We start from the raw sequence: 13,415 nt of genomic DNA, 5'->3' as shown, positions 1-13,415 counted from the left end.
ATTTCTAACTTCTAATTTCTTAAAAATGATAGATTTAAAAGAAAATTTGGTTTCAAGACATTTGGTTTTCAATGAGAAAAATCCAAAAAATAAATGGATAGACGACCTGCGCCATGAAGCCATTGAAATATTCGGGAAAAACGGTTTCCCAACCAAAAAAGAAGAAGAATGGAAATACACCAATCTGGCACCTTTACTGAAAGCCGATTATAAATTATTTCCGGAATCCGAAGAAATTTCCATCGGTTACCAAGATGTAAAAAAGTATTTCATCCACGATATGGACACTTACAACATCGTGTTCGTAAATGGAATTTACAGCAGTTATTTGTCTTCGACCACACATGAAGAAGCTGACATCTGTGTGCTTTCCAGCGCGATGAACAAAATGATGCACCAATCGGTCATCGAGAATTTTTACAGCAAAATTGCCCCGAAAGATGATAGTCTTGTTTCATTGAACACCGCATTTTTCAAAGACGGAGCTTATATTTATGTGCCGGACAAAGTAATTTTGTCCAAACCGATTCAGATAATTTTCTTCTCCACGGCTCAGGAATCCGAAGTTTTGTACCACCCGAGAAACCTGATTGTTTTGGGAAACAATTCCCAGGCACAAATCATCGAAAGACATCAAACCCTGAATGAAAAAGCCAATCTGACGAATTCTGTTACGGAAGTTCATGTGGGGAGAAATTCCGAACTGGATTATTATAAAATTCAAAATGATGCTGTCGAAGCTTCTTTGATTGATAATACTTACATCGAACAAGAACGTGATAGTGTGGCTTCATTTCAGACATTTTCCTTTGGTGGGAAATTGACAAGAAACAATCTCAACTTTGTTCAAAAAGGAGAAAATTCTAATTCTATTTTGAATGGAGTTACGATTATTTCAGGCAAGCAGCACGTGGATCATCATACAAAAGTTGATCATAAATTCCCACATTGTGAAAGCCATGAACTATACAAAGGAATTTTTGATGAACAATCTCATGGTGTCTTTAACGGAAAAGTTTATGTTTATCCTGAAGCACAGAAGTTAAATGCTTTCCAGCAAAATAATAATGTTTTATTGACTGATAAAGCATCAATCGATACCAAGCCTCAATTGGAAATTTTTGCCGATGATGTGAAATGTTCGCATGGATGTACCGTTGGACAATTGGATGAAACCGCATTGTTTTATATGCAACAAAGAGGAATCCCAAAACAACAAGCCAAAGCACTTTTATTGTATGCTTTTGCAGCCGAAGTTCTGGAGCATGTTCAGTTGCCACAGATAAAAAAGCGCATAACAAATCTCATTGCAATGAAACTCGACGTCAATATGGATTTCGATTTATAATACCAGAAGCCTGATGAACTCATCAGGCTTTTTTATGTTATAAAAAAGTAGATTATTACAACAAATCAGAACAATTTACATTATCCCACGCAGCAACTGCCTCTTCCCAATAAGCTGTATCTTCATAATAATCACAATTATGAATAGCATTCAACATTTCAATTGCGCGGTTCTTTAATGTCAAACAATTTGAATAATTTGGATTAGCATTAAAAGACTCAACGGCGCTTAAATAAGCATCAATATAATTGTCAACATTGCAAACAGGAGTTAGGTCTCCGTCATCAGTTTCGAAGCAGGAAAAAGTGAACAGAGAGATGCCTGCAATTAAGAATGATTTATAAAGAATTTTTTTCATGATAATAAAAGTTTGAGTCAAAATTATCATATTGACTAATTCTCTGAAATACCTACTTGTAGCGAAATTTGTTTAGGATCAAATGTAACTTAGGTCACAAATTGATTGAAATTTTAAGCTCAATTTTGTAAACTAAATTTTGATGTATGGAATGGATTTTACAACCATGGCCGTGGTACGTTTCCGGGCCATTGATCGCAATGACGATGTTTACCTTGCTTTATTTGGGCAAAAATTTCGGAATGTCTTCCAATTTGCGAACACTTTGTACAATGTGCGGAGCCGATAAAACCTGTGAGTTTTTCTGTTTCGATTGGAAAGTCCAATCCTGGAATTTATTGATGATGTCAGGCGCAATCATCGGCGGATTTCTTGGCGCACATTATTTATCCGAAAATCAACTCCCGGATTTAAATCCCAAAACAATCGAAAAACTTCATAGTCAAAACTTTTTAAGTGCCGGAGAAGCCTATGTCCCGACTGAACTTTTCGGGAATGAAGCATTTTCCGATCCCAAAGCTTTAGCGATTTTATTAATCGGTGGAATTTTGGTCGGATTTGGCGCACGTTACGCAGGTGGCTGTACTTCCGGACATTCGATTTCCGGCATCAGTAATCTCCAAATGCCTTCTCTGATTGCTACCATCGGGTTTTTCATCGGTGGGCTCATTATGATCCATCTTATTTTTCCAATTCTATTTTAAATTAATTCGAAATGAAAAAAAATAGTTTATTCCTGATTGTCGGAATTTTTTTCGGAATTTTAATGTACAAATCCGAAGCTTCTTCTTGGTTCAGAATTTATGAAATGTTCAACTTTCAGTCCATACATATGTACGGACTGATGGGTTCTGCACTTGCTGTGGGCATTATTTTGGTTCGATTTATCAAAAGAAAAAATTTAAAAGATATCCACGGTAAAGCCATTCAAATTCCCGATAAAGAAAAAAGCATCAAACGCTATTTGTTTGGTGGAATTTTCTTTGGCTTAGGTTGGGCTTTGGCAGGCGCTTGTCCCGGTCCGATGTTCGTGCTCACAGGTGCCGGTTATTTTCCTATCTTAGTCGTTATTTTGGGTGCTTTACTTGGCACTTGGTTCTATGGATTATTAAAAAATAAATTGCCACACTGATGGATTTAAAGGAATTACTGACCGAAACTTTTGGAGGAATTTTTGAAGCGGAACTGATTGAAGAACTTGCTCATGAAGTTCGATTGCAAAGTTTTCAGGAAGGTGAAGTCCTGATTGATTTTGACCAATACATTAAATCTATGCCTTTGTTAATGGCGGGTGCGATTAAAATTATGCGTGAAGATTTCGACTCCGGAGAATTATTATTGTACTTTCTCGAAAAGGGCGATACCTGCGCCATGACACTTGCTTGCTGTATGGGCGACAAAAAAAGTGAAATCCGCGCAATTGCCGAAAACGACGGACTCGTTGCGATGGTTCCCGTGATGAAAATGGAAGAATGGGTAGGGAAATACCGAAGCTGGCGGGCTTTTGTTTTTGAAAGTTACAATAGCCGTTTCAATGAATTACTTTCGGCCATCGACAACATCGCCTTCAAGCATATGGATCAAAGATTAATTGATTATTTAGAAGAAACTTCCAAAGTGAATAATTCCCAAACTATCCAGAAAACCCATCAGGAAATAGCCAACGAACTGAACAGTTCACGAGTGGTCATTTCCCGGTTGTTAAAAGCATTGGAAAACGAAGGAAGAATCAAATTGAACCGAAATAACATCGAACTTCAATCCTGAATGATTAACTCCTATTAATTCAAATTTCAATGTAACAAAAGTTACTGCAAAGCCCGGCAGTCCTGACTAATTTTGTGCTGAATTAGTAGAATTTATATGAATTTCGCATTGATAATTGGGCTGGTTTTAGCTGCCTTGGTCGGGATTTCGCTGGGATTAATTGGAAGCGGAGGTTCCATTCTTACCGTTCCGATTTTGGTTTATATCCTCGATGTAGATCCGGTTATGGCAACGGCTTATTCACTTTTCATCGTAGGCGTAACTTCATTGGTGGGTGGAGTTCAAAATGCCTTGCAAAAAAATGTTGACTTCAAAACGGTTTTGATTTTCGGAATTCCATCTATCCTTGCGGTTTATTTAACGCGCGCTTACCTCATTCCTTTCATTCCCGATGTGATTTTTTCCATAGGGAACTTTCAGTTTACCAAATCCATTTCATTGATGGTTCTTTTTGCAGTTGTGATGATTGCCGCTTCGGTTTCGATGATCAAACCTTGTATCAATTGTGACAAATACGAAAAAATCGAATTGAAATACAATTATCCATTAATTCTCCTCGAAGGAAGCATCGTTGGTGTTTTGACTGGTTTGGTGGGAGCTGGTGGAGGCTTTCTGATCATTCCGGCTTTGGTGCTTTTGGCGCGCATGCCGATGAAACTTGCCGTAGGAACTTCTTTGTTTATCATCGCTGCCAAATCTTTATTGGGATTTATCGGTGATTTACAGGGAACTGAAACCATTGATTGGACTTTGCTTTCAGGCTTTACTGCCCTTTCGGTCATTGGAATTTTCTTTGGAATTTTTCTCTCGAAAAAAATTGCCGGAACTAAATTAAAAACATTTTTTGGCTGGTTTGTGCTGATTATGGGAATTTACATTTTGATAAAAGAATTGTTTTATAGAGCTGTGTAACCAAAGTTACTGTGCAGGATGTTAGTCATTTATAAATTTGTAGTATAATTAAAAAACCGAATGAAATGAAAATTGAACAAATTTATACGGGATGTTTGGCGCAAGGTGCTTATTACATTGAGAGCAACGGCGAAGCAGCTGTTATCGACCCTTTGCGTGAGGTTCAACCTTATTTGGACAAAGCTGAAAAAGACGGAGCCAAAATCAAATATGTACTGGAAACCCACTTCCACGCAGATTTTGTAAGCGGTCATTTGGATTTAGCGAAAAAATCGGGTGCAACCATTGTCTATGGGCCAACGGCTAAACCCGGATTTGAAGCTCATATTGCTGAAGACGGTGAAATCCTCGAATTGGGAAATCTGAAGATAAAAGTCATTCATACGCCCGGACATACGATGGAAAGTACTTGCTTCCTGGTTTCTGATAAAACTGGAAAAGAACTAGGACTTTTTACCGGTGATACTTTGTTCATTGGCGATGTAGGTCGTCCCGATTTGGCACAAAAAGTTGTAGCTGAACTGACCCAGGAAAAACTTGCATCGCATTTGTATGATTCTTTGCACAATAATATTATGCCTTTGTCGGATGATCTTATTGTTTATCCGGCTCACGGTGCAGGTTCGGCTTGTGGTAAGAATATGAGCAAAGAAACCACCGATACACTCGGAAATCAGAAAAAAACAAATTATGCACTTCAGTCGATGAGTCGTGAAGAATTCATCGAAAAAGTTTTGGATGGATTGATGCCACCACCAGCTTATTTCCCTGAAAATGTGCTGATGAACATTCAAGGCTATGAAAGCATCGACAATGTTCTGGAAAAAGGTTTGCAAGCTTTGTCTCCGGAAGAATTTGAAACGGCAGCAAATGAAACCGATGCCCTCGTGCTCGACACCCGGGATGCCCAAAGTTTTGCCAAAGGATTTATTCCCAACAGCATTAACATTGGGATTGATGGTAGTTTCGCGCCTTGGGTGGGTGCAATGATCCCCGATATCAAACAAAAAATTTTGATTGTTGCTGATGAGGGAAGGGAAGAAGAAGTTGTGACAAGATTGGCGCGAGTGGGATATGATTATGCCATTGGATTTCTGAAAGGCGGATTTGAGTCCTGGAAAAATTCAGGAAAAGAAGTGGATCGTATCGAGTCGATTTCGGTGGATGAATTTGCGAAGCGAATGGAAAACGATGCCGATTTAAAAGTGCTGGATGTACGTAAGAAAAGCGAACATTTTTCTGAACATATCATTGGTTCTGAAAACACGCCTTTGGATTACATAAATGAGTATTTGGCTGAAATTCAAAAAGATGAAACCTATCACGTACATTGTGCCGGCGGTTATCGTTCGATGATTTTCATATCCATTCTCAAAGCGCGCGGTTACGAAAATCTGATCGATGTTCAGGGTGGATTTACGGCTATCAAGGAGTCAGAGAAATTCAATATTAGTGATTATGTGTGCCCGACTACGATGTTGTAGTTTCCATTTATTAATCTGAAAAGCCGGTGAAATTTTGCCGGCTTTCATTAAACAAAACAAAAATGCTATCAATATTTAAAAATTTATTCTCACCTTTTGCAGAAGCTTCGGAATTGAAACAAGCGATTAAAAATGAGGCCTATCTGGTGGATGTCCGTTCGAGTTATGAATTCTCACACGGAAGCCTGAGAGGTGCGGTGAACATTCCTTTACCTGAAATAAAAAATAAAATCAAAGAGCTGAAAGGAAAGAAAAATCTGGTGCTTTTTTGCCGAAGTGGAAACCGTAGTAATCAGGCGAAAATTTTATTGGAACAAAATGGAATTCAAAATGTGTTCAATGGCGGTTCGCTGAGCAATGTGCAACGAATTTTAGATAAAATCAATGACTAAATATTTTTGGGACGAGCGTTACAATCAGGAGGAATTCGTGTATGGAATTCAGCCCAATGAGTATCTAAAAGAAAAACTGAGCGGACGGGATACGGGAAAAATTTTGTTTGTAGCGGAAGGCGAAGGGCGAAATGCAGTTTATGCCGCCAAACTTGGCTGGGAAGTTATTGCTTTTGATCAGAGTGAAATCGGAAAAAGAAAAGCGCTGCAATGGGCAGAGAAAAATGATGTTTCGATTGATTATCGGATTTCAGATGCCGAATTTTTTCCATTGGAAGAAACTTCTTTTGATGCGATTGCTATGATTTATTCGCATTTCCCAAATGAAAAGAGAAAAGAAATTCACCGGAGAATTTCCAAAGCTTTAAAACCCGGTGGAATTTTGATTTTGGAAGGATTTAGCAAAGAACATAGCAGAAATCAAAAAGACAATCCGACGGCCGGAGGCCCAAGAAATCCCGAAATGCTTTGGGATTTGGAAGAATTGAAATCCGATTTTGAGGGATTTGATTTTCTAGAAGCAAAAATTGAGAATGTTAATCTGAACGAAGGAAATTCGCACAAAGGAAAAGCTTCGGTTGTCCGAATTTTCGCAGTAAAATCAGATTGAAAATCCGAAATTTAAGGTCTGCTTTTTGAACATTATAAAATTAAACAAACGAATATGAAATTATTAATTCAACATAAATTATTAATCGCCGGAATTTTATTGGGAGCGATTTCAGGGTTTTTGTATTGGAATTTTATTGGTTGTAATTCAGGGAGTTGTGCTATTACGTCCAATCCTTATAACAGCACGATTTACGGTTCGGTGATGGGCGGACTTGTTTTTTCGATGTTTAAAAAGGAGAAGGGAAATTCAACTTCCGAAAATTAATTTAATCTTTAAAATCAAATTCAAATGAAATTTCAAGAAATTATAAATCAAGACAAACCGGTTTTGGTCGATTTTTTTGCTACTTGGTGCGGGCCTTGTAAAATGCAGGAACCCATTCTACAGGAATTAAAACAAAAGGTAGGCGAGGCAGCGGTCATCATCAAAATCGATGTGGACAAAAATCCGGCAGTTGCAGCGAGATATCAGGTTCAGAGTGTTCCTACTTTGATGATTTTTAAAAACGGTGAAACCCAATGGCGTCAGTCAGGTGTTTTTCCGGCTGCTGAATTGGAAAAATTAATTAATACCCACAAATAGTTTTAAAATGTGGAAAGAAATCAATGAAATCACTCAAAGTAAAACCCCGACTTTGATTGAGTTTTACACATCGAACTGTTCGCTTTGTACGATGCTGGGACGAATTTTGGAAGAAGTTCAGTCGGAATTGGGTGAAGAAATACAAGTGAAACGGATCAATATTGATGAGGAAAAAGTGACGACCATTCATTTTGACTCAACTTATCAGATTATGGGCGTGCCCACGATGATGCTTTTCAAAGAGGGAAAACTGCTCTGGCGACATTCCGGTGTCTTGTTTAAAGAGGATTTAGTAAAGGAAATAAATCCTTTTCTCTCGTAAATAATTGTTTTTTATATATTGAAAGGCAGGCTTTTGACTAGAAAGTCTGCTTTTTTATTGAATTTAAATGGAATGTAACTTAGGTTACAATCTGGACTCAACTTTTGAAATAATTTTGCTCATTATGAAAAGATCTTGGAATTTTCTGGCTTTTTTGATTGTAATTTCCTGTTCCAAACCGGAAGAAACTCGGGAACTTGCTTCAGCAAAAGAATTGGGCGAGTCAATTGCAGAAACTGCTCAGAGAATTTTAATGAAAAATGTCGCAGAATCAATGGCAAAAGGTGGAGCCGAATATGCCGTAGAATTTTGCAATGAAAAAGCGATGGTTCTCACCGATTCTTTGTCCCAAAATTTTGAGGTGGAGATTTCCAGAATTTCGGATCGAAACCGAAATCCAAAGAACGCTTTGTCTGAAACGGAATTGGAATTATTCAAAGAGTTTTCAGAAAATAAATCAGTGATTGATACTTTGATTTCTACGGATGATCAATTGACTTATTACAAAAGAATTGAGCTGACTATGCCAACCTGCTTAAAATGCCACGGGAATCCCGAAACGGATATTTCGTCTAATACGCTGAAAATCATTCAGGAGAAATATCCTTATGACAAAGCAAAAGCTTATGCAATCGGAGATTTCCGTGGGTTATGGAAAATTTCGTTTTCTGATTAATTATGTGTGTTAGTTATTTATATGTCTTTCCTTTTTAGGAAGAAAAAATCCCGGTGAATTCCGGGATTTTTGTTTAGAAATATTTTCCTCTTTTACGCATATGCGGATTTTGCATGTTTTTTCCAACGTTTATGCGTTTCATTTGTTCCTGCATCATTTTGATTTGATCGGTAAACATACCCTGTGTGTCCAATTGTTTTGCTTCTTTAAGCAATATTTCGGCTTCTTGTTTTCTACCTTTTGCCATTACGGCACCGGCCAGACTCATTTTGGCCATAGCGCGGTCATGTTTGAAGCTTAGTCCATATTCCAAAGCTTTTCGCATGTATTTTTCGGCAAGATTTACATTGCTTTGAGCTTCTGTAATTCCCATCATATAATTGTAGTACCCCATTTGTTTACGTACAAGTTGTGACTCGGGACGGGTGATTTTATTCATCCATTTTTTGGCTCCTTCGATGTTTTGTTTGCGCATCTGCCAGAAAGCCAATAAGATATATTCATTTCTGAAGAAAAGTAAAATTGGAATTGCAGACAAAACAATCAAAATGGTTCCCCAGGCATATTCACGGTCGGTAAACATATAGATACCTACTGCGATCATTAAAGCTGCTATGATTAATTTGATGAATTTGTTCATATTTTATAAATAGGATTTAATTTTTTCTGCAATTTCGGTCATTTCTTCGTTGCTCAATTTCAATTTGGGTTGTGTGAAGTTGATATCGTTCATGGTATTTAATGGAACCAAATGAACATGAACATGCGGAACTTCCAACCCGACTACCGCCATGCCTACTCGCAGGCAGGGAATGGCTTTCTCGATTGCGGGTGCAATTTTATAGGTGAACTCCATCAGTCCCAGATAGGTTTCTTTGTCCAAATCAAAGATTTTATCGACTTCTTTTTTTGGAATAACCAGAATATGGCCTTTCACCAATGGGAATGCATCCAGAATTGCGATGTAGTTTTCATCTTCCGCAATTTTGAAAGATGGAATTTCATTTTGGATAATTTTTGTGAAAATACTGGCCATGGTTTAATCTAATTTGATGTCCAAAACTTCAAACTGCATTTGTGTACCGTTGGGAAGTGCAATATCGGCAATTTCTCCTACTTTTTTTCCCAAAAGTCCTTTGGCGATGGGTGTGTTGACAGAAATTTTTGCTTTCGAAAGGTCAGCTTCGGTTTCGGGAACCAAGGTATAACGCATTTCCACTCCGTTGGCGATGTTTTTAATTTTTACGGAAGAAAGAATGGAAACTTTGGAACTGTCCAATTGGGACGGGTCGATTACTCTTGCATTGGCTACCTGATCCTTTAGTTTAGAAATCCTCATTTCCAAAAGTCCTTGTGCTTCTTTTGCTGCGTCGTATTCGGCATTTTCAGACAAATCGCCTTTGTCTCTGGCTTCTGCAATTTGCTGCGTGATTTTTGGTCTTTCAATCGATTCAAGTTGATCCAGTTCGGCACGCAATTTATCGAGCCCTTCTTTCGTTACATATTGTATATTTGCCATAATCTAATCAATTTATAAAAGAATAATCCTACGGGAATCCGCAGGACTATTAGGGCAAAGATAATAATTTTTAATGGAGTTGAAGTTATGAATTTGAATATTTTAAGAGGTTTTGGGATTTTCGTCCTATTGTTTTCCTTCAGTTTTTTAATGAGCTGTGACAGTGACGACGGACAGAAAAGTTGCAATCCCGAATACATGATTTCGGCTTCTATTAATGTAAATCTTCCGCTGTACAATGAGGTTGAAACCAGAGGTTGGACTTATGTTGGAGGGGAGGGAACGGGAACCCGAGGACTCATTCTTATAAAAACAACCAGTGGTTATAAGGCTTACGACCGTAACGCTCCACATATTTGCCCAACACCCGATTCTACTTTGGAAGTGGTGGACGACATCAAACTTTACTGCCCGCAGGACGGAGCCGAATGGATAATGCTTACGGGTGAACCTATCCTGATTGCAGACCGTGCACCAAGGGTTTATTCGGCAGTGCGTAACGGAGATATCATCAATATTTATAATTAAGAATTTATGTTTGGAAATATCATGGAAATGATGGGCAAGCTACAATCTGCTCAAGAGAATTTTACGAAATTAAAAGAAAGGCTTGATAGCCAGAGTTTTGTGGAGACATCCACTGATGGAACGGTTTCAATAACTTTAACTGAACTGGCAACAATCAAGGATATTCAGATTGCATCGGGATTACTGGCCGACAAAGAACAACTGGAAGATACTTTGGTAGTAACGCTCAACAAAGCATTGGACAAAGTCAAGCAAAATGCAATCGAAGAAGCAAAGAAAACTGCTAAAGAAAGTTTGCCTTCCATTCCGGGTTTGGGTATCTGATTTAATATCAGGTAATTATTAAAGTTTTGATAAAATAATTTCATTTAGTCTACTGAATTGGTAGACTAATATTATATTTGACAAAATTTTAATTCAAAATTATGTCAACAATCAGATTAGGGGATATAGCGCCCAATTTCAAAGCTCAGACCACAGAAGGAGAAATTGATTTTTATGAATACCTGGGAGACGGCTGGGGAATTCTATTTTCGCATCCTGCCGATTATACGCCGGTTTGTACAACAGAGTTAGGAACAACAGCCAAATACAAAAGTGAATTTGACAAAAGAAATGTAAAAGTTATGGCGCTGAGTGTCGATGGTCTGGAATCTCATTTTGGGTGGATCAAAGACATCAACGAAACCCAAAACACAGAAGTGAATTTTCCAATCATTGCCGACGAAGACAAAACAATTTCTGAACTTTACGATATGATTCATCCAAATGCTTCGGCTACGGCAACGGTTCGTTCGGTTTATGTAATTGGGCCGGACAAAACCATCAAATTGATTATCACTTATCCTGCTTCGACCGGAAGAAATTTTGACGAATTGCTTCGTGTAATTGATTCATTGCAATTGACTGCCTATCATAAAGTAGCGACGCCAGCCAATTGGAACAGGGGTGAAGAAGTGGTGATTACACCTGCAGTTTCAAATGATGATGCAGAAAAATTATTCCCAAAAGGTTTTAAAGAATTGAAACCCTATTTGCGAATGACACCACAACCCGAGCTTAAATAATTATCAAATAGTGTTGTACGAAAAAGCGTCCTTATCTGGACGCTTTTTTTAATTTACCGGAACTTCTACTATATATAGAAATTTATTTTTCACTTTATGTTCGATTCTTTCAAGGATTTTCGCTCCTTTTCTTTCAAAGAAAGACATACCGTTCGGGTCTAGTACCAATGTGACTTTTTCCACATTACGTTTTTTCAGGTAATCTCTTAAATAATTATACATCACGGTTCCATAACCTTTGCGCATATAAGGCGTATCAATCCAGTACTGAGCAATTCTTGTAACGGGCTGAATTTCTTCCAATGCAAAAAAACCAACGATTTCATCTTCCAAAGTCGCTTTTATGACGGTATGAGAATTCAAAAAATCTTCAGTTATAGTGAGATTCTGGTTCCATAGTTCCATGGCTTCCTTTGAATACCCCCAATGACGTTTGGAACGCACTGCAACCGCGCTCAAATCTTCAGCATCTTCAACTGTAGCAATTTCAAATATCATATCTTCCGGTGGTAATTTCGAATAGTTCATTTTTAGATTTTCTAATGGATTTTCACAAATTTATTCTAAATTCTGAATTAAGTCAAGTACTTTAAACAAATTCAGAAGATTATTTTATTAGTCACAATAAATCGGGAGTTTAATTTCATTAAATGAAATTTTGAATGCTTTATCTTTGCAAACTCATTTTAACAAAATATCAAAATGACCAAAGAAGAAATCATCAAGAATTTTGATCCGAATCAACCGGGGCTTGCCGATGCCAGCCTGTTCGGTCTGCCTTTTTCAGCTGAACAAAGTGAAATTATCATCGTCCCGGCTCCCTGGGAAGTCACCGTGAGTTATGGCTCTGGTGCATCTGAAGGAGTAAATGCGGTCTTTGATGCTTCTTTTCAGGTCGATTTGATGCATCAGGAATTTCCGGATCTATGGAAACTCGGAATTTTTTTGGATGAAGAAATTCCTGATTGGAAATCAAAAAGTGATGCGTATAAAAAATTAGCTTCGCCAATTATTGAAGCGCTTGAAAACGGTGAGAATCCTGAAGAGCGACCTGAATTGAAATCAAATCTGGTAAAAATCAATTCAGCCGGAACCCAATTCAAAGAGGAATTGAAGCAAAGGATTTCCAACTGGTTAAATCAGGGAAAACTTGTAGGGCTTTTGGGTGGAGATCATTCCACGCCACTCGGATATTTTGAAGCGCAGGCCGAAAAACATGAAGAATTTGGGATTTTGCATTTGGATGCACACATGGATTTGAGAGATGCTTATGAAGGATTTACTTATTCGCACGCATCTATTATGTACAACGCGCTGAAGATTTCTCAGGTCAAAAAATTAGTACAGGTCGGAATCAGAGATTTTTGTGAACAGGAAGTTGAAGTTGTAAAACAAGAGAGCGGAAGGGTAAAAGTCTTTTCAGATGCGGATTTGAAGAAAGAACAATTTCAGGGATCGAATTGGGCGGAGCAATGCAAAGTCATTATTTCTGAATTGCCCGAAAAAGTTCACATCAGTTTTGACATCGACGGATTGTATCCTTGGTATTGCCCCAATACCGGAACGCCTGTTCCGGGAGGTTTTTCATTTGAGCAGGCTGCTTATCTGCTTACTCAACTCGCCGAGTCAGGAAAAAAAATCATCGGATTTGATCTGGTGGAAGTTGCGCCCGGCGAAAATGACTGGGATGGCAATGTAGGAGCGCGGATGCTTTTTCATCTTTGTGGCGTTTTGGCGAAATCTCAGGAAAAAAATACCGGTGATAGATTAATATTTTAAGGATTGAAATGTAAAATCCGATAAAGATTCTGCGTTTGTTGAGCTGTGATCTGTATGTTTTTTATCAG

General features: G+C 38.0%; 21 protein-coding genes. 16 read left to right on the top strand and 5 right to left on the bottom strand.

Annotated features, from left to right (window positions below; translation table 11 throughout):
* Positions 1-28 precede the first annotated feature (28 nt).
* Positions 29-1,348, top strand: coding sequence for a Fe-S cluster assembly protein SufD (gene sufD / locus WBF63_RS01065; RefSeq protein WP_424367935.1), 1,320 nt, complete (start codon positions 29-31; stop codon positions 1,346-1,348).
* 55 nt (positions 1,349-1,403) lie between these two features.
* On the opposite strand, the gene WBF63_RS01060 is transcribed toward sufD, so the two are convergent.
* Positions 1,404-1,706 carry a hypothetical protein gene (locus tag WBF63_RS01060; RefSeq protein ID WP_424367829.1) on the bottom strand — a complete coding sequence of 101 codons (303 nt, stop codon included), beginning with the start codon at positions 1,704-1,706 and terminating at the stop codon, positions 1,404-1,406.
* Positions 1,707-1,852: 146 nt separating this feature from the next.
* Between WBF63_RS01060 and WBF63_RS01055 the strand changes: the two genes are divergently transcribed.
* From WBF63_RS01055 to WBF63_RS01005, 11 genes are all read left to right on the top strand, one after another.
* The gene (locus WBF63_RS01055) at positions 1,853-2,410 is read left to right on the top strand and encodes a YeeE/YedE family protein (RefSeq protein WP_424367828.1); all 558 of its coding nucleotides are present in this window, start codon (positions 1,853-1,855) and stop codon (positions 2,408-2,410) included.
* An 11-nt stretch (positions 2,411-2,421) separates the two neighbouring features.
* The gene (locus WBF63_RS01050; protein WP_424367827.1) at positions 2,422-2,838 is read left to right on the top strand and encodes a DUF6691 family protein; all 417 of its coding nucleotides are present in this window, start codon (positions 2,422-2,424) and stop codon (positions 2,836-2,838) included.
* The gene (locus WBF63_RS01045; RefSeq protein ID WP_424367826.1) at positions 2,838-3,473 is read left to right on the top strand and encodes a Crp/Fnr family transcriptional regulator; all 636 of its coding nucleotides are present in this window, start codon (positions 2,838-2,840) and stop codon (positions 3,471-3,473) included. The genes WBF63_RS01050 and WBF63_RS01045 overlap by 1 nt, the downstream gene beginning before the upstream one ends.
* 96 nt (positions 3,474-3,569) lie before the next feature.
* On the top strand, positions 3,570-4,385 hold the full coding sequence (locus tag WBF63_RS01040; RefSeq protein WP_424367825.1) for a sulfite exporter TauE/SafE family protein: 816 nt from the start codon (positions 3,570-3,572) through the stop codon (positions 4,383-4,385).
* A gap of 65 nt (positions 4,386-4,450) precedes the next feature.
* Positions 4,451-5,869, top strand: coding sequence for an MBL fold metallo-hydrolase (locus WBF63_RS01035; RefSeq protein ID WP_424367824.1), 1,419 nt, complete (start codon positions 4,451-4,453; stop codon positions 5,867-5,869).
* Between the two features lie 62 nt (positions 5,870-5,931).
* Complete coding sequence (locus WBF63_RS01030; protein ID WP_424367823.1) at positions 5,932-6,261, top strand: rhodanese-like domain-containing protein; 330 nt, start codon at positions 5,932-5,934, stop codon at positions 6,259-6,261.
* Complete coding sequence (locus WBF63_RS01025; RefSeq protein ID WP_424367822.1) at positions 6,254-6,871, top strand: class I SAM-dependent methyltransferase; 618 nt, start codon at positions 6,254-6,256, stop codon at positions 6,869-6,871. Before WBF63_RS01030 ends, WBF63_RS01025 begins: the two co-directional genes overlap by 8 nt.
* Before the next feature lie 54 nt (positions 6,872-6,925).
* Positions 6,926-7,138: a DUF6132 family protein gene (locus tag WBF63_RS01020; protein ID WP_424367821.1), complete on the top strand. Its 213-nt coding sequence runs from the start codon at positions 6,926-6,928 to the stop codon at positions 7,136-7,138.
* A 24-nt stretch (positions 7,139-7,162) separates the two neighbouring features.
* Positions 7,163-7,456 (top strand): thioredoxin, encoded by a 294-nt coding sequence (gene trxA / locus WBF63_RS01015; RefSeq protein ID WP_424367820.1) that lies wholly within the window; start codon positions 7,163-7,165, stop codon positions 7,454-7,456.
* A gap of 7 nt (positions 7,457-7,463) precedes the next feature.
* The gene (locus WBF63_RS01010; protein WP_424367819.1) at positions 7,464-7,778 is read left to right on the top strand and encodes a thioredoxin family protein; all 315 of its coding nucleotides are present in this window, start codon (positions 7,464-7,466) and stop codon (positions 7,776-7,778) included.
* Positions 7,779-7,902: 124 nt separating this feature from the next.
* A complete protein-coding gene (locus tag WBF63_RS01005; protein ID WP_424367818.1) occupies positions 7,903-8,454 on the top strand; it encodes a Tll0287-like domain-containing protein in 552 nt (183 codons plus the stop codon).
* A gap of 73 nt (positions 8,455-8,527) precedes the next feature.
* Here WBF63_RS01005 and WBF63_RS01000 read toward each other — a convergent pair whose 3' ends face one another.
* From WBF63_RS01000 to greA, 3 genes are read right to left on the bottom strand one after another with little or no spacing between them, the layout of a single operon-like run.
* Positions 8,528-9,094, bottom strand: a complete 567-nt coding sequence (locus tag WBF63_RS01000) for a tetratricopeptide repeat protein (protein WP_424367817.1) — start codon at positions 9,092-9,094, stop codon at positions 8,528-8,530.
* A 3-nt stretch (positions 9,095-9,097) separates the two neighbouring features.
* Positions 9,098-9,490, bottom strand: coding sequence for an HIT family protein (locus tag WBF63_RS00995; RefSeq protein WP_424367816.1), 393 nt, complete (start codon positions 9,488-9,490; stop codon positions 9,098-9,100).
* Between the two features lie 3 nt (positions 9,491-9,493).
* Positions 9,494-9,964, bottom strand: a complete 471-nt coding sequence (gene greA, locus WBF63_RS00990) for a transcription elongation factor GreA (protein WP_424367934.1) — start codon at positions 9,962-9,964, stop codon at positions 9,494-9,496.
* 159 nt (positions 9,965-10,123) lie between these two features.
* On the opposite strand from greA, the gene WBF63_RS00985 reads away from it, so the two are divergent.
* The 3 genes from WBF63_RS00985 to WBF63_RS00975 all read left to right on the top strand — a co-directional run bounded on the left by WBF63_RS00985 (position 10,124) and on the right by WBF63_RS00975 (position 11,568).
* Positions 10,124-10,501 carry a hypothetical protein gene (locus WBF63_RS00985; RefSeq protein ID WP_424367815.1) on the top strand — a complete coding sequence of 126 codons (378 nt, stop codon included), beginning with the start codon at positions 10,124-10,126 and terminating at the stop codon, positions 10,499-10,501.
* Positions 10,502-10,507: 6 nt separating this feature from the next.
* A complete protein-coding gene (locus WBF63_RS00980; protein ID WP_424367814.1) occupies positions 10,508-10,825 on the top strand; it encodes a YbaB/EbfC family nucleoid-associated protein in 318 nt (105 codons plus the stop codon).
* Positions 10,826-10,926: 101 nt separating this feature from the next.
* Positions 10,927-11,568: a peroxiredoxin gene (locus WBF63_RS00975; RefSeq protein WP_424367813.1), complete on the top strand. Its 642-nt coding sequence runs from the start codon at positions 10,927-10,929 to the stop codon at positions 11,566-11,568.
* Between the two features lie 48 nt (positions 11,569-11,616).
* Here WBF63_RS00975 and WBF63_RS00970 read toward each other — a convergent pair whose 3' ends face one another.
* Positions 11,617-12,096 carry a GNAT family N-acetyltransferase gene (locus WBF63_RS00970; protein ID WP_424367812.1) on the bottom strand — a complete coding sequence of 160 codons (480 nt, stop codon included), beginning with the start codon at positions 12,094-12,096 and terminating at the stop codon, positions 11,617-11,619.
* 174 nt (positions 12,097-12,270) lie between these two features.
* Between WBF63_RS00970 and WBF63_RS00965 the strand changes: the two genes are divergently transcribed.
* Positions 12,271-13,347 (top strand): agmatinase family protein, encoded by a 1,077-nt coding sequence (locus WBF63_RS00965; protein WP_424367811.1) that lies wholly within the window; start codon positions 12,271-12,273, stop codon positions 13,345-13,347.
* Positions 13,348-13,415 lie beyond the last annotated feature (68 nt).

Source organism: Moheibacter sp., from assembly GCF_049672845.1.
In the GTDB taxonomy this organism is placed as follows: Bacteria; Bacteroidota; Bacteroidia; order Flavobacteriales; family Weeksellaceae; genus Moheibacter.
The sequence above is the reverse complement of the archived record's forward strand: the minus strand, read 5'-3'. Positions and strand labels throughout refer to the sequence as shown.

Excerpts from the sequence above, each read along its gene's own strand:
- WBF63_RS01060 (WP_424367829.1), bottom strand. The coding sequence starts at position 1,706 with ATGAAAAAAATTCTTTATAAATCATTCTTAATTGCAGGCATCTCTCTG.
- WBF63_RS01055 (WP_424367828.1), top strand. The coding sequence starts at position 1,853 with ATGGAATGGATTTTACAACCATGGCCGTGGTACGTTTCCGGGCCATTG.
- WBF63_RS01050 (WP_424367827.1), top strand. The coding sequence starts at position 2,422 with ATGAAAAAAAATAGTTTATTCCTGATTGTCGGAATTTTTTTCGGAATT.
- WBF63_RS01045 (WP_424367826.1), top strand. The coding sequence starts at position 2,838 with ATGGATTTAAAGGAATTACTGACCGAAACTTTTGGAGGAATTTTTGAA.
- WBF63_RS01040 (WP_424367825.1), top strand. The coding sequence starts at position 3,570 with ATGAATTTCGCATTGATAATTGGGCTGGTTTTAGCTGCCTTGGTCGGG.
- WBF63_RS01035 (WP_424367824.1), top strand. The coding sequence starts at position 4,451 with ATGAAAATTGAACAAATTTATACGGGATGTTTGGCGCAAGGTGCTTAT.
- WBF63_RS01030 (WP_424367823.1), top strand. The coding sequence starts at position 5,932 with ATGCTATCAATATTTAAAAATTTATTCTCACCTTTTGCAGAAGCTTCG.
- WBF63_RS01025 (WP_424367822.1), top strand. The coding sequence starts at position 6,254 with ATGACTAAATATTTTTGGGACGAGCGTTACAATCAGGAGGAATTCGTG.
- WBF63_RS01020 (WP_424367821.1), top strand. The coding sequence starts at position 6,926 with ATGAAATTATTAATTCAACATAAATTATTAATCGCCGGAATTTTATTG.
- trxA (WP_424367820.1), top strand. The coding sequence starts at position 7,163 with ATGAAATTTCAAGAAATTATAAATCAAGACAAACCGGTTTTGGTCGAT.
- WBF63_RS01010 (WP_424367819.1), top strand. The coding sequence starts at position 7,464 with ATGTGGAAAGAAATCAATGAAATCACTCAAAGTAAAACCCCGACTTTG.
- WBF63_RS01005 (WP_424367818.1), top strand. The coding sequence starts at position 7,903 with ATGAAAAGATCTTGGAATTTTCTGGCTTTTTTGATTGTAATTTCCTGT.
- WBF63_RS01000 (WP_424367817.1), bottom strand. The coding sequence starts at position 9,094 with ATGAACAAATTCATCAAATTAATCATAGCAGCTTTAATGATCGCAGTA.
- WBF63_RS00995 (WP_424367816.1), bottom strand. The coding sequence starts at position 9,490 with ATGGCCAGTATTTTCACAAAAATTATCCAAAATGAAATTCCATCTTTC.
- WBF63_RS00985 (WP_424367815.1), top strand. The coding sequence starts at position 10,124 with ATGAGCTGTGACAGTGACGACGGACAGAAAAGTTGCAATCCCGAATAC.
- WBF63_RS00980 (WP_424367814.1), top strand. The coding sequence starts at position 10,508 with ATGTTTGGAAATATCATGGAAATGATGGGCAAGCTACAATCTGCTCAA.
- WBF63_RS00975 (WP_424367813.1), top strand. The coding sequence starts at position 10,927 with ATGTCAACAATCAGATTAGGGGATATAGCGCCCAATTTCAAAGCTCAG.
- WBF63_RS00970 (WP_424367812.1), bottom strand. The coding sequence starts at position 12,096 with ATGAACTATTCGAAATTACCACCGGAAGATATGATATTTGAAATTGCT.
- WBF63_RS00965 (WP_424367811.1), top strand. The coding sequence starts at position 12,271 with ATGACCAAAGAAGAAATCATCAAGAATTTTGATCCGAATCAACCGGGG.